General features: G+C 69.3%; 12 protein-coding genes (1 of these 12 running past the window's edge). 8 read left to right on the top strand and 4 right to left on the bottom strand.

Features of this window, described 5'->3' with window-relative positions:
- Positions 1-29 precede the first annotated feature (29 nt).
- Positions 30-800: a class I SAM-dependent methyltransferase gene (locus BTH_RS24330; protein ID WP_025369373.1), complete on the top strand. Its 771-nt coding sequence runs from the start codon at positions 30-32 to the stop codon at positions 798-800.
- A 235-nt stretch (positions 801-1,035) separates the two neighbouring features.
- On the opposite strand, the gene BTH_RS24325 is transcribed toward BTH_RS24330, so the two are convergent.
- Complete coding sequence (locus BTH_RS24325; RefSeq protein WP_011402351.1) at positions 1,036-3,396, bottom strand: acyl-CoA synthetase; 2,361 nt, start codon at positions 3,394-3,396, stop codon at positions 1,036-1,038.
- Between BTH_RS24325 and BTH_RS24320 the strand changes: the two genes are divergently transcribed.
- The 3 genes from BTH_RS24320 (at position 3,395) to BTH_RS24305 (ending at position 6,593) form a co-directional block, all read left to right on the top strand.
- Complete coding sequence (locus tag BTH_RS24320; RefSeq protein WP_009891102.1) at positions 3,395-3,583, top strand: DUF3562 domain-containing protein; 189 nt, start codon at positions 3,395-3,397, stop codon at positions 3,581-3,583. The two genes, BTH_RS24325 and BTH_RS24320, sit on opposite strands and share 2 nt — an antisense overlap.
- Before the next feature lie 701 nt (positions 3,584-4,284).
- Entirely contained in the window at positions 4,285-6,045 is a 1,761-nt protein-coding gene (locus BTH_RS24310; RefSeq protein ID WP_009891100.1) for a methyl-accepting chemotaxis protein, read from the top strand.
- A gap of 35 nt (positions 6,046-6,080) precedes the next feature.
- Entirely contained in the window at positions 6,081-6,593 is a 513-nt protein-coding gene (locus BTH_RS24305; RefSeq protein ID WP_009891098.1) for a chemotaxis protein CheW, read from the top strand.
- Positions 6,594-6,673: 80 nt separating this feature from the next.
- Here the strand turns inward: BTH_RS24305 and BTH_RS24300 are convergent, their stop codons facing one another.
- Complete coding sequence (locus tag BTH_RS24300) at positions 6,674-7,609, bottom strand: DMT family transporter (protein WP_009891096.1); 936 nt, start codon at positions 7,607-7,609, stop codon at positions 6,674-6,676.
- Between the two features lie 142 nt (positions 7,610-7,751).
- Positions 7,752-8,543, bottom strand: a complete 792-nt coding sequence (locus tag BTH_RS24295) for an AraC family transcriptional regulator (RefSeq protein WP_009891094.1) — start codon at positions 8,541-8,543, stop codon at positions 7,752-7,754.
- Positions 8,544-8,937: 394 nt separating this feature from the next.
- Here BTH_RS24295 and BTH_RS24290 point away from each other — a divergent pair, with 394 nt between their 5' ends.
- On the top strand, positions 8,938-10,110 hold the full coding sequence (locus BTH_RS24290; RefSeq protein ID WP_009891092.1) for a porin: 1,173 nt from the start codon (positions 8,938-8,940) through the stop codon (positions 10,108-10,110).
- Between the two features lie 451 nt (positions 10,111-10,561).
- Here the strand turns inward: BTH_RS24290 and BTH_RS24285 are convergent, their stop codons facing one another.
- Positions 10,562-11,503, bottom strand: a complete 942-nt coding sequence (locus BTH_RS24285) for a helix-turn-helix transcriptional regulator (protein WP_223297058.1) — start codon at positions 11,501-11,503, stop codon at positions 10,562-10,564.
- Positions 11,504-13,121: 1,618 nt separating this feature from the next.
- On the opposite strand from BTH_RS24285, the gene BTH_RS24275 reads away from it, so the two are divergent.
- The 3 genes in view from BTH_RS24275 to BTH_RS24265 are tightly spaced (each overlapping or abutting the next) and all read left to right on the top strand, a layout consistent with a single transcriptional unit that may run on beyond the window.
- On the top strand, positions 13,122-18,221 hold the full coding sequence (locus tag BTH_RS24275; RefSeq protein ID WP_011402347.1) for a non-ribosomal peptide synthetase: 5,100 nt from the start codon (positions 13,122-13,124) through the stop codon (positions 18,219-18,221).
- Complete coding sequence (locus BTH_RS24270; RefSeq protein ID WP_011402346.1) at positions 18,218-22,900, top strand: SDR family NAD(P)-dependent oxidoreductase; 4,683 nt, start codon at positions 18,218-18,220, stop codon at positions 22,898-22,900. Before BTH_RS24275 ends, BTH_RS24270 begins: the two co-directional genes overlap by 4 nt.
- A protein-coding gene (locus BTH_RS24265; RefSeq protein ID WP_009891082.1) for a type I polyketide synthase crosses the window boundary here: on the top strand, positions 22,897-26,329 show its 5' portion. 122 nt of this gene lie beyond the right edge of the window; 3,433 of the gene's 3,555 nt are visible here — the first part of the coding sequence; its start codon is at positions 22,897-22,899; its stop codon lies beyond the right edge, outside the window. The genes BTH_RS24270 and BTH_RS24265 overlap by 4 nt, the downstream gene beginning before the upstream one ends.

Here is a 26,329-nt window from a genome sequence, read left to right as displayed (position 1 = left end):
ATTGCCGTCTACGTCAAGGAGCGTTCATCGTGAGCAGCGATCCCAACCCGGCGCCGCCGTCCGCGCCGCAAAACATCTACGACGACGCATCGTTCTTTGAAGGCTACCGTACGCTTCGACAAGGCGATACCGGCCTGAACGGCGCACTCGAATTTCCCGCGATGAAGCGTCTGCTGCCGGACCTGGCGGGCCTGCACGTGCTCGACCTCGGCTGCGGCTTCGGCGATTTCGCCCGCTATGCGCGCACGCACGGCGCGGCGTCGGTGACGGCCGTCGACGTGTCGTCGCGAATGCTCGACGAGGCGCGCGCCCGCACCGACGACGAAGCGATCACCTATCTGCAGCGGTCGATCGAGACCTATCACGCGGCGACGCGTGCGTTCGACCTCGTCGTGTCGTCGCTCGCGCTGCATTACGTCGAGGATTACGCGGGCGTCGTCGCGCGGATCTACGACGCGCTGCGCTCGAACGGCCGCTTCGTGTTCTCGGTCGAGCATCCGATCTGCACCGCGTATCCGCACGGCTGGGTGCGCGACGACGACGGCCACAAGCAGCACTGGCCCGTCGATCGCTATCGGCAGGAGGGGCGGCGCGACACGCGCTGGTTCGTCGACGGCATCGTCAAATACCACCGGACGGTCGAGACCTATGTGAACACGCTGCTGAAGGCAGGCTTCACGCTCACGCACCTCGGCGAGCCGGCGCCGATTCCCGATGCGCTCGCGGTGCGGCCGGACCTCGAGGCGGAGTGCCGGCGCCCGCCGATACTGTTCCTCGCGGCGATCCGGGCCGGGAGCTGAGCGGCGGCGCGCGCCGCCGCGCTCGCCTTCGGCGGTGCCGCCCCGGCGGCGCGGCGGCGGCCGCGCGGTTCTGCCGTCGCGCATCCGGCGCGCCGATCCGCCCAGACGGCGGGCCGCCAGACCGGGACACGATTCATCGCGCGCCCGGCGTCGGCGGGCATCAGGATTCAGCCCACGTGGCGAATCGACGCGGAAAGCGACGAAACGGCGGGCGGCGCGCGGCGCGGGGAGGCGCTCACGGCGTGCGCTCGGGCGCGGCGGCCTCGTCGCGCGTCGCCCCGGCGGCCTGCGCGTGCGTGCCGTCGCCGCTCCAGTCGACGGCGAACGCATAACGCGCGAGCCGCTCGGCGAGCGCCGCGCGTCCCCCGCGCACGGCGACCTTCGCGACGAGCCCGCGCCGCGCGTCCTGCACGACGTCGACCCGTTCGAGGGCGACCTGCGCATCGCGCGCGCACGCGGCGACGACATCGGCGATCTCGCGCCGCTGCAGTTCGGGCTTGAAGATCTTGCCGACCGCGGTGGTCGGCACCGCGTCGAGGACCCGCACGTGCTTGGGCACGGCCGCGCGCTCGCGGATCGTGTCCGCGGCGAACGCGAGCAGCGCGGCTTCGTCGGCGCTCGCGCCCGCCTTCAACTGCACGTACGCGACGGGCAGCTCGCCCGCGTGCGCGTCCGGGCGGCCGATCGCCGCGGCGAGCGCGACGGCCGGATGCGCGGCGAGCGCCTCCTCGATGATCCGCGGATCGATGTTGTGCCCGCCGCGAATGATCAGTTCCTTCTTGCGGCCGACGAGCCAGAAATAGCCGTCCGCGTCGCGGCGGCCGAGGTCGCCCGTATTCAGCCACCGCTCGCCGGCGATGTCGATCCACAATCCGCGCTCGTGTGCCGGATCGAGATAGCCGCGAAACACGTTCGGCCCCGCGAGCGCGATCAGCCCGACCTCGTCGACGAGCGCGTCGCGCACGTAGCGCCCGACATCGTCGACGATCACCGCGCGCATGCGCTGATAAGGCAGGCGCAGGCCGATCGAGCCGATGCGCCGCTCGCCGTCGAGCGGATTGAGCGACGCGACGCACGCGCTTTCGGTGAGCCCGTAGCCTTCGACGATCTTCACGCCGGTCGCGCGCTCGAAGTTGCGCGCGAGCTCGACGGGCATCGGCGCCGCGCCGCACGCGGCGTATTCGATCGAGCCGATGTCGTGCCGGCCGACGGGCTGTTGCAGGAGCGCGGCAAAAAGCGTCGGCACGCCGGAGAACGCATTGATCCGGTAAGTCTCGACGATTTCCCAGAAACGCGCGATCACGTTCTTGCCGCGATAGCCCTGCGGCGTGCCGAGCACCACGTGATGGCCGCGCAGCCACGCCATCAGGCCCGTCACGAGCTGGCCGTTCACATGAAAGAGCGGCAGCCCGCAGAACACCGTGCGCGCGTCCTCGCCGTCGCGCGCCTGCGTCTCGCTCGCCGCCCACACGTCGAACACCTCGCAGCCGTGCGTGCGCACCGCGATCTTCGGGCGGCCCGTCGTGCCGCCCGTGCAGAAGTACGACGAAGGCTCGTCGGGCCCGATCGTGCGCGGCCGGATCAATCGGTCGCCCGGCTGCCGCGCCATTTCGGCATGAAGATTAACGATCCTGATCCGCTCGCCGCGCAGGCGCGCCTTCTCCCGGCGCTCGATCCAAGCGAGCACCGCGCGCTTGACGAGCGGCACATAGGGCCGCAGGTCGACCCACACGACGGTTTCGACGGTCGGCATCGCGCTCAGGTGCGGCGCGAGCTTCGGCCAGATGTCGACGCCCGGCGTCGGCGCGACGCAGATCAGCACCTTCGCGCGCGCCGCGTCGACGAGCTCGGCGATCTGCGCGCCGTCGAGGAGCGGATTGATCGCCATCGCGATGCCGGCCGCCTCGCCGCCCCAGATCGCGAAATGCGTGTCGGGCAGGTTCGGCAGCACGAATGCGGCCACGTCGCCCGCGCCAATGCCGACGCTCGCGAGGACGTTCGCCGTCCTGACGATGTCGGCGCGCAACTCGGCGAAGGTCCACGTGTGCGATCGGTCGAGCCGGTCGGCGTCGAGAAAGAAGGTGAGCGCGGGCGCATCGGGCGTTTTCGCCGCGCGCTCGTCGAAAACCTGCAGCGTGTTGGCGGGCAGCGCGCGCGCGTGCAGCGGCACGCGCTCGATCTGCTCGATGTCGTGAATGTCGCGAACCGCCATGCGTGAACTCCTGTCGGACTGCGAAAGTCGTGTATCGGATGTGAGCCGCGGCCGGGCGCGCAAATGGCGGCGGTTCGTTCGGGCGGCGCCGGGGCGCAATGGCGCGAATGCGACGAGAGTGTAACGTGCCGCGCGCGGGATCGCCGGACATCGGCATCCGACCCTCCATTGCGTCGCAGCCGCGGCGCGAACGCCCCCTTCGAAATCGCGGATGCGCGGCGGCGCCCGGCAGATGCGGCGGATTCGTCCGAATAGAGAGGCCGGAGGCCATATCGCCGCGCTCATAGATCGATTCAATTTGCGCCGGCGCTTTTGGCGGCATTCAATAGGCGTCCCGCCCCAAGCCGTTTTTGTCCGTCTTTCCTCCCAGCGGAGCGCAAACATGGTTCAGAACCGCGTCGACGAGATCGTCCAGGCGATCGCTTCCGAAACCCGCACGCCCGCCGAGGCGGTGTCCCGGCTTTACGAGGAAACGCTCGCCGAATACAGCGAAGGCGCGCGGGTGCGGGATTATCTGACCGTGCTCGTCGCGAAGCGGGTGAGGGAGACACTGCGCAATCGCACGCACTGATCTCGCGCGACGCGCAAGAATTCGTGCTCGCCAGTTCTTAATCAACAGCGCAAGCCGGGCGCGCCGCGCGTGATTCGCCGCGTGCGTGCCGTCTGTCGCGACACTTGCGCGGGCCGTGCGGCGGCGTATGGCAACGCCGCGCCGCGTGACACGCGATCGTCATCGAAAACCGCGAAGCTGTTCGCCGCCTGCTTCGCTTGACGCGCCAGCCGGCGCGAACACATTTTTCGCGGACGTCTTTCGCGTCGTCGAATCGGCGTCGCTCTCGGCGATGAAGGCATGCGGCCTTCGTCGGGCCGTGGGAGACCGGCGCGATTGGCCCGTTTTTTTCCGCAGTCTCCTTGTCCCTTCCGGCCGCTGCGCGACCGGGTCGACGCGCACCCGAGTGACGCCAGTGAGGCCGGCATCGATGAAGCGGTTCGCACTCCGACGCTTGCGTCTCCGAAATTCGCTCAGTTGTGCGAATCCGCCTACGTTCCGTTCGACGTCCGCCTACATGCGGCCGAGCCGAAATTCACCCGCCAGATGACGATTGGCCGACATTTCGGCTGACGGAGCGATTCGCCCAGACCGTAAACCCTGACGCAAACGATTTGCACATCGAACCGCTGCTCAAGCATTCGCCCGGGCAGCCGTTAGCAGGTGTCAATGCGTCGCACAGTGCAACGCACACTCCAATGTCGGATGAACCGAGGTGAACAATGAATTTTCAGAAAATGACCGTGGGCGCGAAGCTCGCGACCGCGTTCGGCGCACTCGTCGGGCTCGTGTTGCTCGTGTCCGTCCTGGCGCTGCATGCGCTCGGCGATGCGAATGACCGCTTCGCGAGCTATGTGAGCGGCATCAGTGCGCGCGCGGAGGCGGCCGAAGAGGTGCGCACGGCCGTGGACCGACGCGCGATCGCCGCGCGCAATCTCGTGCTCGTGACGAAGCCCGCCGACGTCGAGCTCGAAAAAGCCGCCGTGACACAGGCGGAGGACGACGTGCAGACGCAACTGCGCCGGCTGAAGGAACTGATCGCGAACGCGCCGGATTCGGGCGCCAAGGCGCGCAGCCTCGTCGCCGACATTGATCGCGTCGAGGCGCAATACGGGCCGGTCGCGCTCGCGATCGTCAATGCCGCGCTCAACAATCGGCATGACGAAGCGATCACGATGATGAACGATCAGTGCCGGCCGCTCCTCGCGCAGCTCGTCAAGGCGACGAACGCGTACAGCGAATACACGCGCGTGCGCGCACAGGAAATGGTGCGTGAATCGGCCGACCACTATGCGAGCCAGCGCCTGCTGCTGCTCGCCCTCTGCTCGGCCGCGATCGGCGCGGCGGCGATCGCGGCGATCCTGATCGCGCGGGGCCTGACTCGCGCGCTCGGCGCGGAGCCCGCGACGCTCGGCGACGTCACGCGGCGCGTCGCGAACGGTGACCTGAGCCCGGTCGCGGGCGCGCAATCGGCGCCGTCGGGCAGCGTGCTCGCGTCGATGGGCGAGATGCAGGCCAGCCTCGTGCGGCTGATCGGGCAGGTGCGAACCGCGGCGGACAGCATTGCGACGGGCTCGAGCCAGATCGCGTCGGGCAACCAGGACCTGTCGTCGCGCACCGAGCATCAGGCGTCGTCGCTGCAGGAAACGGCCTCCAGCATGGAAGAGCTGACGTCGACGGTCCGCCAGAATGCGGAGAACGCGCAGCAGGCGAGCTCGCTCGCCGCGAATGCATCGGAAGTCGCGCAAAAGGGCAGCGCGGTGGTCGGGCAGGTCGTCGATACGATGACCGACATCAGTCAGAGCTCGGAGAAGGTTGCGGAGATCACCGGCATCATCGAGGGCATCGCGTTCCAGACGAACATCCTCGCGCTGAATGCGGCCGTCGAGGCGGCGCGCGCCGGCGAGCAGGGGCGCGGCTTCGCGGTCGTCGCGAGCGAGGTGCGCAGCCTCGCGCAGCGCTCGTCGAGCGCGGCGAAGGAGATCAAGGATCTGATTAGCGCGTCGGTGCAGAAGATCCACGATGGCTCGGGGCTCGCAAGCGAAGCGGGCAAGACGATGACCGAAGTCACGCAGGCGGTCGCGCGCGTGACCGACATCATGGGCGAGATCGCCGCGGCGTCCGGCGAGCAGAGCCGAGGCATCGAGCAGGTGAATCAGGCGATCGCGCAGATGGACGAAGTCACGCAGCAGAACGCCGCGCTCGTCGAGGAAGCGGCGGCCGCGTCGAAGTCGCTCGAAGAGCAGGGACGCCAGTTGACCCAGGCCGTCTCGTTCTTCCGCGCGAATACGGATGGCGCGGCGCCGCAAATGCGGCACGCGGCCGACACGCCGGCTAAACCTGGCGCGAAGCGCGGCGTTGCGATGCCGGCGCCGCGCCCGCCGCGCGCCGCGCCGACGTTCGGCAAGCCGGCGGCGCTTGCCGTTGCAGCCGCGACCGCGTCCATGGCCACGACCACAAGCGACGACTGGCAGACATTCTGACGGCGGCGCCCAACCCACGCGTGGAGGACAACGCAATGAACGCAATTCTGGAGGCGCCGCACGCGGCGCGCATGAGCAGACAGGACGCGGCGCGCGATGCGCAGGAATTCGTCACGTTCCGGCTCGGCTCCGAGGAATATGGAATCGACATCCTGCGCGTGCAGGAAATCCGGTCGTACGAAGAACCGACACGCATCGCGAACGCGCCCGCGTTCATCAAGGGCGTGATCAACCTGCGCGGCGTGATCGTGCCGATCGTCGATCTGCGCCTGAAGTTCGCGCTCGATTCGGCCGAGTACAACACGTCGACGGTGGTCATCGTGCTGAACGTCGCGGCGCGCACGGTGGGCGTCGTCGTCGATGCGGTGAGCGACGTGCTCGAGCTCGCGGCCGCCGACCGGCGGCCGGCGCCCGAATTCGGCGCGGCGATCAACACCGGCTTCATCACGGATCTCGGATCGGTCAAGGGCGAAGACGGCGACCGGATGCTGATTCTGCTCGACATCGAGCGGCTGATCGCGGCGGCGGACATCGGGCTCGTCGGCTGACCGGGCGTCGCCGCCCAGCGGGGCGTTCGTGGGCGGGGTGGGCGAGGTCGGCACCGCCCGTTCGCGCCGGATCGATCGCTTCAGGCCGCTTCCCGCGAATCCGCCGCGCAGGTGCCGGCCGAGCGTTTCGCGCCGCGCCGCGGCCGCAGCGCGCCGACCAGCACGCCCGCCACTACCATCGCGATGCCGGCGAATCGCATCCCGCCCGGCGATTCGCCGAACACCGCCGCCGCGAACAGCACCGCCGAGGCCGGCGCGACGGCCGTGAACAACGCCGCCTCGGTGCCGCTCGTGCGCGCCGAGCCGGCATACCAGCACAGATAGCCGAGCACGGTCGGCACGAGCGCGTAGTACGCGGTGGCCGCCAGCGCGGCGGGCTGCCATGCGGCCGTCGCGGCCCGCCACTCGAACGCCGCCGGCACGAGCGCGAGCGCCAAGCCGAGCACCGACATCGCGGTCGACTGGACGAGCGGCGCGAGCGGCACGGCAAGCCGGCGGTTCATCAAGATGAAGACGGCCTCGCATGCGACCGCGGCAAGCACGAGGGCGTCGCCGACGAGCGCCCGCATCGACGGCGTCGCGCGGCCCGGCGTGAACGTGACGAGCAGCACGCCGGCCGTCGCGAGCGCGGCGGCGCTCCAGTCGCGCGGCGTCTGCCGCTCGCGCAGCACGACGGCCGCGAGCAGCGTCGACATCGCCGGCAGCGTGCCGAGCATCACGCCCGCGTCGACGGGCGACGACAGATGCGTGCCGGCCAGCAGCAGCACCGTATAGCCGACGCCGCCGCACGCCGCCTGCACGACGAGCAGCCCGACGTCGCGCGGCGCGAGACGCGGCCAGCGGTGCCGCTGCGCGCGCATCAGCGCGTACAGCGGCACCGACGCGATCAGAAAGCGCAGCGCGGCGGCGGTGAAGGGCGGCAGGCCGTCGCCCGCGATGCGGCTCGCGACGACCGTGCTGCCGACACCCGTCATCGCCGCGACAAGATACAGATAACCGACGAGTTTCGTTTTCATACATGCATCGTCGCCGCGCGTGCGGACTGCGTCTTGAACAAAATTGCAGCCGGCGGGCGGCGGGGAGCGCTGGCTGCGCGGCGGACGATCGGTCGGGATATCGGATCACGCGATGCGCGCGACGTCGCCGCGCAGCATGCGCTCAGCGCGGCGAGAAGCGCCCGGGCGTGATGCCGAACTGGCGGGTGAACGCACGGGTCAGATGGCTCTGATCGGCGAAGCCCGCTTCGGCGGCGGCATCGGCGATCGACAGGCCGCGCGCGAGCAACGTGCGGGCTAAGCGCGTGCGCGACTGGATCAGATAGGCATGCGGCGTGATGCCGAGCTCGCGCGCGAAGCCACGCAGCAGTTGAAAACGGCTGACGCCCGCCAGATTCGCGAGTTCGGCAAGCGATACGGCATCGGCGGGCGACGCATCGAGCCGCTCGCGCGCGGCCCGGATCGCGGGCGCGCTTTCGTCGCGCGGCGCGCGCCCGTTCACATGCCGGGCGAGCAGCGCGGCGACGAGCTGCGCGAGCGCCTCGTCTTGCGCCACGGACGTTTTGTCGCCCGCCACGACATGCGAGAACAGCCGCCCGACGGCAGCCGCGAGCCGCACATCGCGCACGACCGGACTGACGAGCTCGATGCGGCCGAGTCCTTCCTCCTCGGCGAAGCCCGCCACGAGCGCGGGCGCGAGATAGAGCATGCGCCAGCTGCGCGTGGCGCGCGCACCGAGCGGCATGCCGTCGTGGACTTCGCCCGGATTGACCATGATCGCGTCGCCCGCGCGCGCGTCAACCGTTCCGCGCCCGCTCCACGAGCGATGCGCGCCGCTGACGATCACCCCGACGCCGAACTCGTCGTGCGCGTGACGAGGAAACGCGCGATCGGTATCGAGGCTGATCGCTTCGATGCCGTCGCCGATGCGGCGGTAATGGGTGACACGGTGCATGTGCGCTCCTCGGACGGCCGTCGGTCGGCCGCGACGCCATTATGCGCCGGAAGCGGCAAGCAGACGACCGCCGGCATCGGCTCGCTCGGCCGCAAGCGCGGCATGCGACGAGCGTCGGGGCAATGGGCATGCCCCGCGCGCGTTCGCGTGCATTCGCGATCGATGGAGATTGACCGCGATTTTGCAGAGGACCTTTCCTGTTCGGCGGGTTAATCGACACGCATGTCGTCTCCAATAATGGCGCTCCGTCCGCCAATCGGCGCCCGGGCGCGCACCGGCAATCGCGCCTGCCAACATAACAATTAATATGCATAACCAACGATACAAGACCTCACTCAACGGGATTTCCGCTCGCACATCCAAGCGATTTTTCGGCCGCCGGCGGCTCACGCCCGTGGCCGGCGCCATCGCAACGGCATGCGTTGCCGGCCTCGGTACCGGCGCGGCCCATGCGCAAAGCAGCGTCGTGCTGTACGGCCTGATCGATACGTCGATCACCTATGCGAGCAACCAGCGCACCCATGGAGCGGGCTCGCCGGGCAGCGGCGGTTTGGCCGTGACGAGCGGCGCGCTGAATGCGTCGCGCTGGGGATTGCGCGGCCGCGAGGAGCTCGGCGGCGGGCGGTCCGCGATCTTCGCGCTCGAGAACGGCTTCTCGGCGTCGAACGGCGCGCTGTCGCAAAAGGGTGTCGCCATGTTCGGCCGACAGGCGTGGCTCGGCTTGAAATCGAAGGAAGGCGGGGCGCTCACGTTCGGCCGCCAGTACGACCTCATTCTGGATTTCGTCACGCCGCTCGGCGCGTCGGGGCCCGGCTGGGGCGGCAATCTTGCCGTTCACCCGTACGACAACGACGACTCGAACCGCAACATCCGCATCAATCACGCGGTCAAGTACAAGAGCCCGACGTACCGGGGCTGGACTTTCGGCGCGATGTACGGCTTCTCGAACACGGCGGGCCAGTTCGGCAACAACGCCGCGTGGAGCGCGGGGCTGTCCTATGCGAACGGCCCGCTGAAGCTCGGCGCCGGCTATCTGGGAATCAACCGGAATCCGAACGCCGCGAACGCGAACGGCGCGGTCAGCACGGCGGACGGCTCGGCGACGATCACGGGCGGCAGTCAGCAGATCTGGGCCATCGCCGGCCGCTACGCGTTCGGGCCGCACTCGGCCGGCGCCGCGTGGTCCCATTCGGCGACCGACCGCGTGAGCGGCGTGCTTCAGGGCGGCGGCATCGTGAAGCTCGACGGCAATGCACTCGTCTTCGACAATTTCTCGGTCGACGGGCACTACGTCGTCACGCCGAGATTGAGCCTGTCGGCGGCGTATACGTACACGATGGGCCGCTTCGATTCGCGCTCGGGCGAAACCCGTCCGAAATGGAATCACGTGGTCGCACAAGCCGATTACGCGTTCTCGAAACGCACGGACGCGTACCTCGAAGGCGTCTACCAGCACGTGAGCGGCGGCAACGGCAATCCGGCGTTCAACGCGACGATCTGGACGCTGACGCCGTCCGCGAGCGGCAATCAGGTCGTCGTCGCACTGGGGCTGCGGCATCGGTTCTAGGCGAGGCGTTCGCGGCGGCGTCCGAGCGGTGGCGCGCCGCGGGATAGGCGCAGGATGCGGCGAACGAGTTCCGGCATGCTGCCGGACGCGGCGACGTGACGGTGCGCACGTCGTCGTCGATCGCCGGACTCGGCGTCGCGGAGCTTCCGTGCGCTCGCGCGGACTTGGGGCCGGAGTTCGCACGGATCGCGGTCGAATTGAAGACGCCGCCGGCTGGTCCCGAATACGCGGGCAGTTCAACTTCTTCCGGCGGCGTTCGCGGCACGCAATCGCGATCGGCCTCGGGCTCATTCCGGATTCCGCCGGCCCAGCAAGCGGCCATTTGCCGAGCCCTGCGTGACGGCCGCGCGGCCTCGTGCCGGCGGCGACTCCGTTTCGCTTGTGGCTCGTCGGTGATCGAACCGTATGAGTCGCGCAGCACGGGCGACCGCGACGCGGGGCAACATCGTTGTCAGCTGAATTGTGACGACTGTGTTTCGATATACGTAGTTTGCGCGACTTCGTCAACGGACATCAGATAGCAGCGCGGAGATTGCCCGGTGACCCGGCGGAACGAGCGCGACAGCTGAGTGTTGCTTTGGAAGCCGACTTCGATCGCGATGTCCAGCAGCCGCATGTTTCCCCGGCGCATCAGCCGTTTTGCTTTCTCGATTCTTCTTTCCGTGATGTATTTGCACGGCGGCACGCCGAAATGATGCTTGAACGTACGGGAAAAATGGTAAACGCTGAGCCCGACCACGCCAGCCAGGTCCTTCAAAGTGATCGACGAATTCAAATGCTCGTCGATGTGATGGGTCAGCCGGCGGTGCTGCGCGCTGGAGAATCTCTTGCCGCTCGCGTTGTCCTCGGTCGATTGAAGCCGGAGCATCTCGGACAGCAGCGCGACCGCCATGTGATCGTGGAAGTACGGCCATTTGTGGCGATTGGTCGCCGTGTCCACGATGTGCCGCATGAGCTTGAGCAGCACATCGCCGGTGACGTTCATCGCCGGCTTGAGCATCGAGGACGCGCTGTTCACGAAGCCCATTTCGCGAGCATCCACGGCAAATATGAAGTAGCTGACCTTGCCGCCGGCGCCGCCCTTGCAACTGAGCGCGTGCAGCGGCGGCAAGTAGTCGAGCCCGACGTCGAGCCGGCGCGGCCCTGCGACGCGCCGCCCGTCGATCCACGTGCTGCCCGTGGACACGGCGTGCCGGTCGTATAGGAAAAACAGGTGGCGATTGCTCTCGATCTCGACCTGGTATGTCTCGGACAATACTTCGCACCGGTACATGCCGCATACGTCGGTCTGCATGAGCGGAGTCACTCTCGCATGATCGCGGTCTTGATAGTGAAGCCATGTGGGCGCATCGGCTGAGACGGGGATGTTGTCGCGGGTAGTGACGGAATGCATGGGTGGCCTCAAGTTTCTTATGCTTGCAACAAACGGGGTCACGGGTGAAAGCTCGGGCGGAAAGGGGCGCTTAGCGTAATGCTCGACGTGTTCCGCGAGGAAGCGCTCGAACAGAGCCGGGAGGCACCGGATAGAGTGAGGGCGGAATGTGTGATGTCGCTGCACATGATCCAGTGCTATGCGGCCTGATTCGAGGGCGGTGAGCGAAGGCGCTTCCCGCGGACTTGCGCGGACTCGCGCGAACTCGCTGTGACGTAGGCGAAGCGGGTGTTCGATTTAAGAAGTCGCTGTGCGCATCTTTCGGGCTCCTTGGTTGGGATGACGAAGAATCACTTTTCATTCGCCAACAGACGGGAATCGATGATGAGTATCGGTGATCGGTTTTCGATAGCCGTTTTGCATTTTCCTGCTGGCTTGTGGCCATCAGCGCCATGTGACTTATATAAACAAAAAACGTTCAAATCGGAATCAGAATTTCATAAATTAGATGTCCGTCTCACGAGATAAAAATGACTTTTCCAGATTGCATTCTCATATTCTGAATGCGGCGCGGATGTCATGAAGCAATGCGTGTGCACTGATGTGCGCGCCTCGATTGCGAGGGACTTTCCGCCATATTGGCATGTGCCCTCGTGCAATCGGGCCAAGGGCAGACAATGTTGCTCTCTTGCCGGTTTCCCGGCTCATCCCTCGATCCAATCGAGCGTGCTTGCGTCCGCCTTGCCGCGGTTGGGTCTCGTGGGCCGGCGGGATACGGAGGGGCGAGCCAGCTACGGGGCTCGATACGCTGGACGATGCCGCGTCGCTGAATCGTGGGCGTCACGAGTGGCCGGGAATGCATCGCTAAACGAAAGGCGGTATGCGCCAAATGCGACGCAATCAACCTTAACATAGAAAATAATTTGAGATTGGTTGTTAATCATTGTCGATTGACGATCAATTAGATGTTGGTTCTGCGCATGTTTTAAATGAATCGATATGGATCGAAAGCAATTTTCAGCAAATTTCCGCAATGGAGATGGTGACGAGGAAACGCGGTTATAGACAATGTGATCGCATATCCGATCGTTGATAAAGAGTTGCACGAGTGGTCGAGCCCCGAAGCGATGCGCATCTGAAAAGCAAGGTTAAGTCGGAGCCGCTCGCATTTTGTTCGTACGCGTGCAGGCGCACGTCTTTTCACGCGGCGCACGCGGCGAGGCACACGTGCCGCGGTCATTCATGGCAGGAAACCTTCGCCGACGGCCCGGCCGTTCACGAGGCGGCGTCCGGCAAGCCGTCGATGCTCGGCTCGTGACATGTCCGATTTCAAGCGACAGCGGCTCGCAGTCGACGTGATCGTGAATGGGGTTGCGCAGCCGGATATTGAAGCAGGTGTGACAAGGAGATACTCGATGATTTCCGATGTGAGCCGGCAAGTTTGCAGTGTCAGTCGAGAACTACCCACGGACGGATGCGTGACAGTGCGCCGGCGCATGAAGCCCGGTGACTCCCACGCGCGGCGCGCCGAGCGAAAAGGACGGCGCGCGCTTCGTTCTCCGCGCGCGGCGGCATGCGGCCCCCTTCGGCGCGCCTGCACCGCCAGCCGGAACGAAAGCCGAAATAGGAAAGCGACGTCATGAGCACCTCTCGTATCGGCGCATCGCCCCCGCCGCCCGTCGACGACAAGGCTCGGAACGGCCGCTCTTCCACGTATTCCGACGCCGAGTCGATCGCCGGGCAATTGATGTCACGTGCCGAAGCGGCCCCCGATTTTCCTGCGTTCGCTTCCGTCGGCTCATCGGAAGACGTTTGTTTGACCAATGCGTGTCTGTGCGAACGCGCATCCGCGATTGCGTTTCGCCTGGCGCGCGTCGCGTCGGTCGGCGATCGCGTGATGCTGGCTTTTCGGAATCCTCTCGATTTCGTTCCCGCCTTCTTCGGCTGTTGCCTGGCCGGCACGATTCCTGTTCCCGTGGCGCCTCGGCATGGCCGCGACACGATGCTCGCGATCGCGCAGGATTGCGGCGCGGCAATCGCGTTGACTGCCGAGGAGCGTGAGGCGCTGCCGGGTATTCAGTGGATGCGCACGGACGACGGCGAACGTCGCGCGCCGTTCCTGAGCGTGGTCACCGACGATCATCCCGCCCTGTTGCAATACACATCCGGCTCGACGCGAACGCCGCAAGGCGTCGCGGTGACCCACTCGGGGCTGCGCGCGACGATCAGGGACCTCGACAGCGCCGCGCTGCATGACACCGACAGCGTCATGGTCAGCTGGTTGCCGTATTTCCACGACATGGGTCTCGTCTACGGCATTCTCACGCCGTTGTACTGCGGCTTCACCGCGTATCTGATGCCGCCGGAAAAGTTCATCGCACAGCCGATGTCATGGCTGCGGGCGATCGCGACCGTGCGCGGCACGCACACGGCAGCCCCCAATTTTGCGTACGCGTTATGCGCGGATCGCGCCGCCGATCTCGCGCCCGAAACCGATCTTTCCTCGTTGCGCTTCGCGCTCAATGGAGCCGAGCCGATTCGGTGCGAGACGGTACGCCGCTTCGAGGCGGCGTTCGCGCCGTTCGGCTTGCGGCCATCAGTGGTGATCCCCGGTTACGGGCTGGCCGAAGCGACTCTGAAGGTGGCGTCGGGACGCAGTGGCGAGGGGATGCGCAGCGCGCGTTTCGAGCGTGATGCGCTAGCGCTCGGCCGCGTCGTCCCGCATCGGGACGGTGTCGAACTCGCATCGTGCGGCACCAGCCTGATCGACACGCGCGTGAGGATCGTCGATCCGCAAACGTGCCGGCCGTGTGCGCCGGATGTCATCGGCGAAATCTGGGTGGCCGGGCGAACCGTCGCCGGGGGCTACTGGCGTCGTCCTCAAGAAACGCAGCGCGTTTTTCGCGCGCGACTCGACGATGGCGAAGGTCCGTGGCTGCGGACCGGCGATCTCGGCTTCGTGCACGACGGCTCGCTGTTCGTCGCAAGCAGGCTGAAGGATCTGATCATCGTCGGCGGCCGGAATTTTTATTGCCATGATATTGAGGACTCCATATCCGGATGCCACCCCGCCATCCGGATGGGGCGGGTATTCGCCGCAGCGATCGAAGGCGCGGACGGCGAAGGGATACTGGTCGGCGCCGAGGTGCGCAGCGGCTGCGACGAGACGGCGGCCCGCGCGATCATTCCGGTGATTCGCTCGGCGTTGATGAACGAACACGGCGTCGCGCCAGCGCGCATCGTGTTGCTGCGGCGGGGGAACATCCTTCGTACGTCGAGCGGCAAGACCCGCCGGGCGGCGACGCGCGACGCGCTTTTGCGCGGTGACTTGCAGATCGTTGCCGATGACGGCGGCGGCATGACCGGCGACGCCATCCTGGCCGAGATCGCGCGATTTGTGCCGGGGGCTGCGGCGCAGCCGGCCGGTCGGCTCATCGACCTCGGACTCGATTCGCTGTCGGCCGCTCGGCTGGCCGCGTCGGTGCGCGCGCGCCATGGCGTGGACCTGACGTTCGCGACGCTGTTCGCCGCGTCGGCCGATAGTCTGAAGCGCGAGATCATCGACAGGCGCATCGACGGGCGCGGCGCGCCGACGGCGGCCCCCGCGGCGCCGCCGCACTACGAGGCCGACCAGCCGTTCGAGTTGTCCGAGATGCAGCAGGCGTATTGGATCGGCCAGCAAAGCGGCGTGCCGCTCGGTCGTGTCCAACCGCATATTCGAGTCGACTTCGAAGTCGACCATGCCCGCGTGCCCGATCTGGGCCGGCGGCTGGCGCAGCTTGTCGAACGCCACCCGGCGCTGCGGATGGCGGTGCGTGGCGACGGGCGCGCGGTCTTCGAGGCGCACGCCTACGATCCGGTCCTGCCGCAGCAGGACCTGCGCAATCTGGACGAGTCGACATTGGCCGAGCGCCTGCGCGCCGTGCGCGCGGCGCTGGCCGACGGCAGCGGACGCCCCGTCGCCGCGTGCTTTAGCCGCATCACGGACACGATGGCGATCCTGCATGTGCGCCTGGGGCTGCTCGCCGGCGACCTGCGCAGCTTTTTGCTGCTGGTGCGCGAACTGGTCCACGGCGCGTCTCGCGAGCCGTCTCCCGGCATCGTGCCGCTCGCGCCGCCGCCGTTGCCCGATGAACGCCGCGAAGCATGGCTGCGCCGCATCGACTCGATTGCGCCCGCGCCGGAGTTGCCGGCGGCGATGGCGCTCGCCGACGTCGTCGATCCACGTTTCGTCATTCTTCGCCGGGAATTGCCGGAGCCGCTGTCCGCGGCGCTGACGGCGCGCGCGCAGGCGCTGGGCGTCACGCTCGCTTCGTTGTGCACCGCCGCGTTCGCCGACGTCGTGCGGCTGTGGTCGGCGGCGCCCGAGTTCACGCTCAACGTGACCTGCAATACGCGTGCGGCGCAAGCCGGGGAAGCGATCGGCGACTACACCAGCAATACCTTGCTGTCCCTGCGCGAGCGTCACGCTTCGTTCGCCGAGCTTGCCCGGGCGGTGCAGCGGCAAGTCTGGGCCGACCTGGACGAGCCATGGTGCTCCGGCGTGGCGATCCTGCGCGAGCTCGGTCGCCGCAACGGCGCGCCGGTGCTGATGCCGGTGGTCCTGACGAGCCTGCTGTCTGGCGACCCGGCGGACGATCTGGCGGCGCTCGATGCGCTCGGGCGGGTGGTCGACATCGCCAATCCGACGCCGCAGGTCTCGCTGCACGCCATCCTCGGTCGGCGCGGCGAGCGTCTCGTCGTGATGTGGGAGTACGTCGCGCAACTGTTCCCCGAACGGATGGTGGACGCGATGTTCGCCGCGTTCGTCGATTCGCTCGCGACGATCGCGGCCGAACCGTTGGCCGTCGAGCTTCCCGTCGTCGCGAAGCTTGCGCCGGACGAGGCCGCACGGCGCGCGGCGACCAATGCGACGGACGTCGAACGCGCGCCGCGTCGTCTGGAGACGCCGTTCGTCAGGCACGCGAATGCGCACCCCGATGCCGTCGCCGTGAGGCAGGGCGGTGCGGCTCTAACCTATGGACAGCTGTTGCGCGACGCCGAAGACATCGGCAGCGCGCTGCAGCGGCTCGGCGTCGCGCGCGGCGATGTCGTGGCGGCCGTCGTCGAGCCGGGGCCGCGCGCGGTTGCGGCGCTGCTCGGCATCGAATTGGCCGGCGCGGTCTATCTGCCGGTCGAGCCGTCCTGGCCGTCGGCGCGCATCGACGCGCTGCTGCGTGAGGCGGGCGTCCGCCACGCAGTCGCGACGACGGGCGACTTCGATCTGCCGGTGCCGTCGCTGCGCCTCGATCGTCCGCTCGCGCGCGCCACGCCCGCGCCGGTGGCGGATGCGGGCCCGAGCGACGCCGCCTACGTGATCTTCACGTCCGGCTCGACGGGCCGCCCGAAGGGCGTGGTCATCACGCACGAAGCCGCGGCGAACACGATCGACGACATCAACGCGCGATTCGCCGTCGGCCCGGCCGATCGGGCGCTCTGCGTGTCGTCGCTCGCTTTCGACTTATCGGTCTACGACATATTCGGACTGCTCGCGGCAGGAGGCGCCGTGGTGTTCCCCGAGCGCGCGCGCGATCCCGATGCGATCTCGCAGGCGTTGAGCGATGCCGCGGTGACGATCTGGAATTCCGTGCCGGCCGTGCTCGAACTGTTGCTCGACGTGGCCGCGCCGCGCTCGGCGCATCTGCGGCTCGCGCTGCTGAGCGGCGACTGGATCGCGCCGACGCTGCCCGAGCGGCTGCGCGACGCGTTCCCGAACGTCCAGCCGATCAGCCTCGGCGGTGCGACGGAAGCGTCGATCTGGTCGGTCGTCCACCCGATCGCGCCTGCCGACGCGGCGCTCGCTTCGATTCCGTACGGCAAGCCGCTGTCGAACCAGCAGTGCTTCGTGCGCGCGCCCGACGGGCGTGAGCGTCCCCACGGCGTCGCCGGCGAACTGCTGCTCGGTGGATGCGGCCTCGCGCTCGCGTACCTCGGCAACGAGGCGGAAACCGCCCGCCGTTTCTTCGTTGATGCGGATGGCCGGCGGCTCTACCGGACGGGCGATCTCGCGCGCTGGCTGCCCAGTGGGGAGCTCGAGTTGCTCGGGCGGATGGACGGCCAGGTCAAGGTGCAGGGCTATCGGATCGAGCTGGGCGAGATCGAGGCCGCCGCGATGCGTGCGGGCGGCATCTCGCGCGCGGTGGCGTCGGCGGTCCGACGCAACGGCGCGGCGGTGATTCAGTTGCACGTGGTCGCGTTGCCGGAGCGGCGCGGCGACATCGTGGCGGCGGTGCGCGCCGAGCTGGTGTTGCATTTGCCCGCCTACATGCAGCCGCACCACGTCGCCGTGCTCGACGCGCTGCCGCTGACGGCGAACGGCAAGGTGGATCGCGCGCGGCTTGCCGCGCTGCCGGCCCCGGTCTCGGCCCCGGCGGCACGGGTCGCGGCCGCGGCGCGGCGCGACGCGTCGCTCGAAGCGACGATGCTCGATGCGTTCGCCGAGGTGGTCGGCGTCGACATCGATCCGCAACAAGGGTTCTTCGACGCCGGCGCAACCTCGATGCACATCGTGCGCTTGCGCGCGCTGCTGGCGTCGCGGGGCGTGGCGGTGGCGCCGCTCGTCGATTTCTTCTCGCTCGCCACGATTCGCGCGCTCGCCTCGCGTTCCGCCGCGAGCGGCGCAGACACGCTCAACGCGAAGGACGTCGCCGGCGTGCGCGCCTACAGACAGCGCGCACGCGCACGCAAGGAGGCTATGTGACTGTTTACCAAACACCGGTGGATGCAGTGGCGATCGTCGGCGCAAGCTGTCGGCTGCCGGGCGCGGCCACGCTGGAACAATTCTGGTCGCTGATCGCCGATGGCCGCGTCGCGATCGAGCGCTTCACCGCCGATGCGGCCCGCCGCGAGGGCGTGCCGGAGGATGTGCTGGCGCAGCCCGGCTTCGTCGGGGCGGGCGGGCCGCTCGACGGCGTTGATCTGTTCGACGCGGCGTACTTCGGCATTGCGCCGTCGCAGGCGGCGGCGATGGACCCGCAGCAGCGGATCTTCCTCGAATGCGTGCACGAGGCGCTCGAGCGCGCCGGCCACGGCGCGGTGCGCGGCCCTCGCGTCGGGATCTGGGCCGGGTCGGCCACCGTCGATTATCTGGTCGACCATGTGCGCGACCGGCTCGATCGCGCGTCGCCGAACCGTTACCTGCAGCAATGGGTGGGCGTCGACAAGGACTATCTCGCGACGCAGGTCGCGTACCGGCTGGACTTCGGCGGGCCCGCGGTCACGCTGCAGACCGCCTGTTCGACGTCGCTCGTCGCGGTGGTCCATGCGCTGCATGGGCTGCTGAGTTTCCAGTGCGACTTCGCGGTGGCGGGCGGCGTCAGCATCGCGCTGCCGCAGCGGCAAGGGCATGTGTACGAGGAGGGCAGCATCCTGTCCGCCGACGGCGCGTGCCGGCCATTCACGACGGAGAGCGGCGGCACCGTCTTCGGCAACGGCGCGGGGGTCGTGGTCCTGCGGCGCCTGGAGGATGCACTCGACGACGGCGACCCGATTCTGGCGGTGATTCGCGGCGGCGCGATCAACAACGACGGGGCGGCGAAGGTCGGCTTCACCGCGCCGGGCGGCCGGGGGCAGCGCGAGGTGATCCGTCACGCGCTGGCGTTGAGCGAAGTCGACGGCGCGTCGATCGGCTATGTCGAGACGCACGGCACGGGCACGGCGATCGGCGACGAGGTCGAACTGGCGGCGCTGACCGAGGCGCTGGGCGATCGACGGCCCGGCGATGCGCGGTGCGCGCTTGGATCGCTCAAGGCGAACGTCGGGCATCTGAACGCGGCCGCGGGAGCGTGCGGCCTGATCAAGGCCTCGCTGGCGGTGGCGCACGCGCAGCTTCCGGGGGCGGTGGGCGCCGAACAGGCGATCGGGACGCTGCGCGGCGAATCCGCGTTCTACCTGCCGACGAACACGGTGCCGTGGGACGCGCCGCTCCGGCGTGCGGGCGTCAGCTCGTTCGGCATCGGCGGCACCAATGCGCACGTGATCGTGGAGGCCGCGCCGCCGCGCGCCCCCAGGACGCCGCAAACGGTGCCGCTGCTGTTGCTGTCGGCGCGCGGCACGGCGCTGCGCGAGCTGTGCGCGAATTATGCGACGTTTCTCGAAGGCGCCCCGGACCTGCGGCTCGAGGACGTGTGCTTGACGGCGGCCATAGGCCGCCGCCATTGGGAGCAGCGCGCGGCGTTTCGCGCCGAATCCCGCGAGCGGTTGATCGGTTCGCTGCGGGCATTCGCCGCGGGCGATTCCGATGCCGACGTGATCAGCGCCGAAGTGCCGGCCCGCGTGCCGGAAGTGAGCTTCGCGTTTGGCGGCGCACGCGATCTCGACGCGGTCCTCGCCCGCGTGCGGGCGTGCGGCGTCGTGCCGGCGAGCGTGTGCGCGACGGGCGACGGCGTGTTCGCGGCGGCCTTCGCCGCCGGCGCGCTGAGTCTCGACGACGCACGGAACCGTCGCGCGGACAACGTCGCCGCGCCGGCGCTGCTGTGGATCAGCGCATCGTCGGGCTTGCCCATCGACAGCCCGGAGGCGGTGCGCGACGAACTGGCGCGCGCGAACGACGCCGCGCACGATGCCGCGGCGGCGCTGGAGGCCGCGGGCGCCGCGCTGGTGCTGGAGTTCGGCGACGTGGCATTGGGCGCGGGGGCCGCGGGCGTGGTGTCGCTCGATCCCGCGTCGCCGGAGGCGATCGCCCGCATGTGGACGGCCGGCGTGGCGCTCGACCTGACGCAGCACTATCGCGACGGCAACCGGGTCGTGCTGCCGACCTATCCGTTCCAGCGCCAGCGCTTCTGGATCGAGCGCGCGCCACGCTTGGCCGAAGGCGGCGTGTCGCCGTTCCTCGGGCGGCGAACCGACGCGCCCGCGCTGAATGCGACGCTCTTCGACGCCGACTGGAGCGTGGCGACGCTGCCGTTTCTCCAGGATCACGTCATCTACGGAAAGATCGTCGTGTCGGGCGCGGCCCTCGCCGTGATGATCGCCGACGGCGTGCGGGAGCTCACCGGGGCGGATGCTTGCGTGTTGAGCGACCTGCGCTTTCCGGCGGCACTGGTGATTCCGGCGGGCGCGGCGCGGCGGGTGCAACTGCAACTGGTGCGCGACGGCGACGGTTTCGAGGCGGCCGTGCTCACGCCCGAGCCCTTCGAAACCCATGCGACGGCACGTGCCGAAGCGGGCGCGGATCAAGACGTCGCGCCATCGGCGCAGGTGCGCGGCGAAGCGATCTCCACCGACTTGCTGGATACCTGGCTGCGCGCTCGCAGCGTCGTCATGGGGCCGACGTTCCGCCGGCTCTCGGAGATCGTCGTGAGCGGCAGCGAGGCTGCCTGCGCGATGCGTGCCGATCCCGGCGACGCGGGCTGGCCGCTGCACCCCGGCATTCTCGACTCGGCGCTGCAACTGGTCGCGGCCGCCGCGCGGCCCGATGGAAACGACGCGTTCGTGCCGACTCGCATCGCACGGTTGACGATCCGCGGGCGCGCCGGCGCGCAGATGCGCTGCTATGCGGCCGCCGACCGCGGTTACGCGAGCGTGTTCGACGGTAACGGCGCGCTCGTCGAGCTGACGGGCCTCGAATCGCGCGAGGTCAGCCGCAACGAGCTGCTGCGAATCGAGCCGCTGCGCGACGGCTACGCGGTTCAATGGCGATGCGTGACGGACGGTGCGCCATTCGCGTTGCCGGAGCCGATCGTCGTCGTGCGCGATGCGGGCGAGGTCGCATCGGGGCTCGCGTCGATCTTGCGCGACGAGGCCAAAGAGACGCTCGTCGTCGCGACGCCGGACGAGATCCCGTTCGAGCGGGCCGGCCTGATCATCGATTGCCGCGGCATCGACGCGCGCTCGGCCGCGCCGGCCCCGGCGCTCTACGAGGGCGCCCTTGCGCTGTTCGCGGCGGCCGCCCGGCGCGACGAGCCCTGCCGGATCGCCGTCGTCCTGGCGCCGCAGGCACCGGCGTCGGCACCGTTGCAGGCGCTCGCGCGAGCGGCCGCGATGGAAACCCCGCACCTGCGCACGCTCGCGCTGCATGCGGGCGACGCCCACGCGATTCGCCGCGGCCTCGACTGCTTCGATCGGGAAACCGAGGTCTCGGTCCGCGGCACGGAGGTCACGGCGCCGCGCCTCGACGAGCGCGCGCTGCCCCGGCGCGCCGAATATGCGCCGGCGGGCGAGGGAACCTGGCTGATCACGGGCGGCCTGGGCGATCTCGGGCTGCAAGTCGCGGGCTGGCTCGCGGCACTCGGCGTGCGCTCGCTGATGCTCGTCGGCCGCCGGCCACCCGGCGACGCGGCCGAGGAGACGCTCGCCGCATTGCGGCGGGACGGCGTCGATGTGCAGGTGAGGCAGGCCGACCTGTCGCGGGAAGCGGACGTCGATGCGCTGCTGCACGAAATCGGCGCGACGATGCCGCCGCTGCGCGGAATCTGCCATCTCGCGGGCGTCGTCGAAGACCGGCTGGTGAGCGACGTCACGCCGGCGTCGCTCGCCGCGACCTTTGCCGGAAAGGCTCAGGGCGCGTGGCTGCTGCACGAGCGCACGCGCGGCCATGCGCTCGAACACTTCGTGCTCTTCTCGTCCGCGGCCGCCGCGTTCGGCGCGCCGGGGCAGGCGAGCTACGCGATGGCGAATGCGTACCTGGACGCGCTGGCCGCGCATCGCCGCTCGCAGGGCCTGCCCGCGCTGTCCCTCGCATGGGGGCCATGGCAGGACGTCGGCATGCTGGCCCGCACGGCGGCGAGCGCCAAGCGCCGGCTGGCGCAACTGGGCATCGGTCAGATCGAAACCGAATGCGGACGCGCGACGTTCGAGATCGCGCTGGCCGCCGATTTGCCGCCGCATGTCGTGCTGTTGCCGATCGACTGGCAGCGGCTCATCGATCAATGGCCGCCGCACGTTCCCGCAAGCCGCTTCGACGGCATCGCCACCGCGCGGCCCGGCGCCGGGCTCACTTCGTCGGTCAGCGAATTGCTGGCGCTTCCTGCGGCCGAGCGCCGGCATCGATTGTTCCAACTGCTCGCCGAGGATGCGGCGGCCGTGACCGGCACGAGTCTCGCCGCGCTCGATCCGGAACGCTCGCTGTTCGACTACGACCTGGATTCCCTGCTGATCACCGACCTGCGCGTGCGGCTCGAAAAGCGCTTCGGCCGCACGATCTCGACCACGGTCATCTTTTCGAACCCGACGATCGCCGCGCTTGCCGACTACTTGGCTCGGACGATCTTCGGCGCGGCGCTCGACGCTCCCGCCGCCGCAGCAGCAGACACGGATACGGCGGCGCCCGCGCCCGGCGACGCGCAACCGCAGGCGCCGGCGGAGCGGCTGTCGCAAGAGGAGATCGTCGAACTGCTGTCCGCAAAGTTGGACGAGCTTCGGGGGGCGGACTCGCGATGAATACGATCGACCCCACTGCGCTGATGCAGGACGCGCTGCTCGAAATCGAGCGCCTGCAACACAAACTCGGCAAGTTCGAGCAGCAACGGCATGAGCCAATCGCGGTGATCGGGATGGGCTGCCGGTTCGCCGGCGCGAATTCGCCGGACGACCTGTGGCGACTGCTGCTGGACGGAACGGACGGCGTTCGCGAGGTGCCGCCCGATCGATGGGACGCCGAGCGATATTTCGACGCCGATCCGGATGCCGCCGGCCGCATCTACTGCCGGGCCGGCAGTTTCCTCGACGACATCGCCTCGTTCGACGCCGGCTTCTTCGGAATTTCCGCGCGCGAAGCGGTGATGCTCGACCCGCAGCAACGCATGCTGCTGGAGGTGGCGTGGGAAGCGCTCGAGCGCGCCGGCATGCCGGCGTCCGCGCTGAAAGGCACGGCGACGGGGATGTTCGTCGGCGTGATGCATCAGGATTATGCGCACCGGTTCCGCCGCGCGGCCGACGTCGATCTCTACACCGCCGCGGGCAACGCGCCCAGCGTGCTCGCCGGTCGCGTATCGCACGTGCTCGGCCTGCACGGGCCGTCGCTCACGATCGATACCGCGTGTTCGTCGTCGCTCGTGGCGGTGCATCTCGCGTGCAACGCATTGCGCGCGCGCGAATGCGACATCGCGATCGTCGGCGGCGTGAACGTCGTGCTGTCGCCGCTGTCGACCGCCGCGGAATGCCGGGCGCACATGCTGTCGCCGAGCGGGCGCTGCCGGTCGTTCGACGATGGCGCGGACGGCTTCGTGCGCGGCGAGGGATGCGGCGTGGTGGTGCTGCAGCGGCTTGGCGACGCGCAGGCTGCGGGCCGCACGATCGACGCGCTGATCGCGGGCTCGGCCGTCAACCACGACGGCCGCAGCGCAGGCCTGACCGTGCCGAACGAGCACGCGCAGCGCGAACTGGTGCGCGGCGCATTGCGGGCCGCGCGTCTCGACGCGTCGCAGGTCCGCTACGTCGAGGCGCACGGCACCGGCACCGCGCTCGGCGATCCGATCGAAGCGGCGGCGCTCGCGTCGGTATTCGCGGGCCGCGCGAAGGACGCGCGCGTGCTGCTCGGCTCGATCAAGAGCAACTTCGGGCATCTCGAAGGCGCGGCCGGCATCGCCGGACTGATCAAGGCGATCCTCGCGGTCCGCCACGGCGTCGTGCCCGCCACGCTGCACGTCACGCAACCGAACCGAGGCATCGACTGGGACAACTTGCCGCTGCGGCTCGCGCTTCGCAACGAGCGGATCGATCTGGACGGCGGGCCGTGCATCGCGGGCGTCAGTTCGTTCGGCTTCAGCGGCACCAACGCGCACGCGCTCGTCGTCGCGCCGCCGCGCGTCGAGCAGGCAGCCCCGCCGGACGACCGGCCCGGCCTGCAACTGCTCACCGTGTCCGCCAAATCGGATGCGTCGCTGCGGGCGAACGTGGCGCGATACGCCGATCACCTGACAGGCCTCGATGCGCGCGCGTTCGCGGCCGCCTGCCACGCATCGCGCGTCGCGCGCTCGCATTTCCCGCACCGGCTCGCGGTCGTCGCGGCGAGCGCGGACGACATGGCGCGCGAACTGCATCGCTTCGCGCGCGGCGAGGACGCGGCCGTCAGCGCGGGCGTATGCGGCGCGATGCCGCTCGACCGCGAGCCGTCGTCGAACCTTGCCGGCGGCGCGAACGGACTCGACCTGCTGCCGTCGCTCGCGCAGCGTTACGTGGCGGGATTGCCAGTCGACTGGGCGGCGCTAGGCGGCGCTGACCGCCGTCTGGCGCGGTTGCCGACCTATGCGTTCGAGCGGCAGCGCTACTGGGTCGACGAGCGCGCCGTCGGTGCGCCGTCGCAGCTCTTCCGGATCGCATGGCAACCGGCCTCGACGCCGGCGCTCGCGCGCCGCACGGGGGCGCGCATCGTTGCGGGCGACCCGGCGCTCCGCGCGGAAGTCGAGCGCGCGCTCGAAGCCGCGGGTGAATGCTGCTCGATCGTGGCTGCCGACGCCGATGCGATCCTGCAAGCGGGCCCCGCCGGGCTTGGCGTCGTGCTCGCGTTCGACGGCGCGGTGCAGGACGGCGAGCCTGTCGAGGCCGTCGCGTGCCGCGGCGCGCTCGTCGGCGCGCTTGCGCGCCGACTGGCGGCGGCGCCCGCGGCGGGGCCGGTGACGCTCGTCACGCGCGGCGCGGTTGCCACCGGGCCCGCGGAGGATGTCGATCCCGTCGTCGCCGCCATGAACGCCGCCGTTCGCGTGGCGCGGCGCGAGCAGGGCCGCGCGTGGCGCGGCACGATCGATGTCGACGGATCGGCGGCGTCGTTCGCGACGCTTGCCGCGCTGCTCAGCGGCGATGCGGAAGAAGAACAGATGGCGGTGCGCGGCGCGACCGTGCTCGTGCCGCGGCTGCGCCACGCCGGAGCGGGCGCGGCGGGCGAGGTCCCGGCGCTCGACGGCGACGCCGCCTATGTCGTGACCGGCGGCACCGGCGCGCTCGGTCTCGCGACCGCCCGCTGGCTCGCGGGTCGCGGCGCACGCCATCTGCTGCTGATCAGCCGGCGCGGCGAAGTCGGCGACGGCGTGCGGGCAACCTGCGAGCGCCTGCGCGGCGACGGCGTCGACGTGCGGGTCGTCGCCTCGGATGTCGCGGACGAAGCATCGCTGCGCGGTGCGCTCGCGGCGGCCGCGCGGCCGATCCGCGGCGTCGTGCACTGTGCCGGCATCGTTCAGGATGCGCCGCTCGCCACGCTGGATGCCGCCGCGTTCGCGAACGTGCTGCGCGCGAAGGTGGGCGGCGCGGCGCTGCTCGACCGCCTGACCGATGCACAGCCGCTCGACTTCTTCCTGCTCTATTCGTCCATCTCCGTCGCGGTCGGCCGCCACGGCCAGGCCGCGTACGCCGCCGCGAATGCGTATCTCGACGCGCTCGCGCAACGCCGCCGCGTGCGCGCGCGTCCCGCGCTGTCGATCGGCTGGGGACTGTGGGCGTCCGGCATGGGCGCGGCCGATGCGAAGACGGCCGAGCGGGTCCGCTCGAGCGGTCTCCATCCGCTCGCCGAGGCCGAGGCGTTCGCGTCGCTGGAGCAGGCATTCGCGGGCGAGCCGCACATGATCGTCGCGGCGATCGACATCGATCGAATCGCGGCGCAGCCGGATCTACCGCGCGCGATCGAGGGCATCACCGGCCGCGCCCAGGCCCCGCGCGCACGCGCCTTCGACATCGAGCAACTGCGCGGCCGCCCGGCCGCCGCGCGCCGCGCGCTGATCGCCGGCCATCTCGAAGCCGAATTGCGGGCGGTGCTGTCCAGCGCCTCGGCGCTCTCACATCAGGCGTCGCTGATCGAGCTCGGCGTCGATTCGCTGACCGGCTCGGAGCTGCGCAATGCGATCGAGCGCTCGATGGGCGTATCGGTGTCGATTTCGA

Source organism: Burkholderia thailandensis E264, assembly GCF_000012365.1.
In the GTDB taxonomy this organism is placed as follows: Bacteria; Pseudomonadota; Gammaproteobacteria; order Burkholderiales; family Burkholderiaceae; genus Burkholderia; species Burkholderia thailandensis.
This window is presented reverse-complemented; position numbering and strand designations above follow the sequence as displayed.